This window comes from Photorhabdus heterorhabditis (assembly GCF_018448905.1).
Lineage (GTDB): Bacteria > Pseudomonadota > Gammaproteobacteria > Enterobacterales > Enterobacteriaceae > Photorhabdus > Photorhabdus heterorhabditis.
In genome coordinates, this window is sequence record NZ_RCWA01000110.1 from 1 (window position 1) to 1,759 (window position 1,759).

At 35.0% G+C, this 1,759-nt stretch carries 1 protein-coding gene and 1 pseudogene; both read right to left on the minus strand.

Annotated features, from left to right (window positions below; translation table 11 throughout):
- Nucleotides 1-202 precede the first annotated feature (202 nt).
- Nucleotides 203-364: pseudogene (locus EAE89_RS23870) on the minus strand (IS630 family transposase); the annotation flags it as partial.
- A 147-nt stretch (nt 365-511) separates the two neighbouring features.
- Entirely contained in the window at nt 512-1,186 is a 675-nt protein-coding gene (locus EAE89_RS22730; protein WP_214086640.1) for a helix-turn-helix transcriptional regulator, read from the minus strand.
- Nucleotides 1,187-1,759: the final 573 nt, after the last annotated feature.

Below are 1,759 nucleotides of genomic sequence, written 5' to 3' on the forward strand. Positions count from 1 at the left end.
GGGGGCAAACAAGATTCTATCAATATCCAAGCATCATCAGAAATGTCGTAACGTGCCACTATTTTGTTCCTGCATCGAAATCAATCAGATAATAATACTATTAATTGATATTAAGGGACACAGCCTAGTTTGCGTCATGGATTTTTTGAGTGTCATATTCTGTCATTTACCTTGATTAAGTGACAGAATATAAATAAGCTATTCATAATAGTGATACACCCATTTTTATCATTCTAGGTTGTCGCTGTAACGAAAGCGCCTTCATGAACTCTTCCACATATTTAAGTAACTGTTGCACATACTGACAGCAATGATTTCGTGTTACCGTTTCATGTAACGATTGCCACAAGCGTTCAATCTTGTCCGGGTTTTATGGATAAATTTTTTCATCTGATGTCATTCATTTCGGGGTATTATTTGACGATTAATCAAATCGCAAAAATCGGACTGAGTTCCTTTCAAATGATCTACTATTTTGAAATCTTATTTATATAGAGCACAGGGATCATGCTTAATCCAAAAGAAAATGGTTCATAGATTTAAAGTATTTGTGTGGAATATAGAGGTCATAATTATTTTCTGCGCAAAATAGTTTCAATTCAATAATTGATCCGATTGATAATTTCTCATAGATACTTTGGAAATACTTTTCCACGGTACGGCATGAAACTTTCATTTCATTAGCAATGCATTGACTACTGATGCCGCGGCAGAATAAAAAGATTATTGTCCATTCTTTTTCTGTCAATATATGATTAGGCGGTCTAAGCTTAACAGATATAGTTGTATCATTTTTAATATAATGATGTATTGAAAAATGATTTATTTCTTTAATGTGACCAATTATCCCCATGCATTGGTTATTTTCATCTATGAATGGGTATTTCTCACAAAAATAGGACTTAAGTTGTTGGCTATCGCTTTGAAGATAAGTCCCAATAGATGATATTCGTTGCATAGCCTGTAATACTTTACGATCATGTTCTTCAAAAAGGTGAGCCAGATGATTAAACGGTATAGGTAACTCTTTAGCCGTACACCCCTTGACATTAAAGTGTTCAGGTAACTTACTTAATTTAATAAAAACTTTATTTGCATATATAAAACGAAGTTTCTTATCTTTTACAAACCATGATTCATGACTTCTATCCCACATATTTATTAACTGAGGGGTAATTTGACTCATATAGGACCTTCAATAATTATTGAATATAAAGGGAAAAATATTTCAACAATCAGCAAGAACAACTATTTGTTCTATAGGGAACGATTCCCTTATATACTCGTTATCTTTCAAGTTGCCTCTTTGTTGGCTGCACTCGCTCACCCCGGTCACATCGTTAGCTATGCTCCCGGGGATTCACTCCCTTGCCGTCGCGAAACATCTTGAAATCTATTGGGTATAACTAGAAGTTATAGTATTGCTATGATCTCAACAGTATGAGTGTCCCCTGATTAAGATTGTTCTTAATCATACAGTTCAAACTCCAGTTTCGAATTGTTGTTACAATAGAGTAACGAATTCATTTAAGGTAGAATGTGAGAAGCGTTTGCTGTTCATGTAACCGGTTTCATGACGTGTGAAAATGTGATTTATATATCAATTTTCGATCTTGCTTATAGGAGAGCATAAAAATCTATGGTCGCCCTCGTTTTTGCAACACTCATTTTGATGAATTTTGGGCTTGCTTAAATCTATCCGGCGTCACTATAGGCAAGGAACCTGCGCCTCGATGAGTTCCGCGCCTGATGAACCTTA

Coding starts and splice junctions, on each gene's coding strand:
- EAE89_RS22730 (WP_214086640.1), bottom strand. CDS start 1,186: ATGAGTCAAATTACCCCTCAGTTAATAAATATGTGGGATAGAAGTCAT.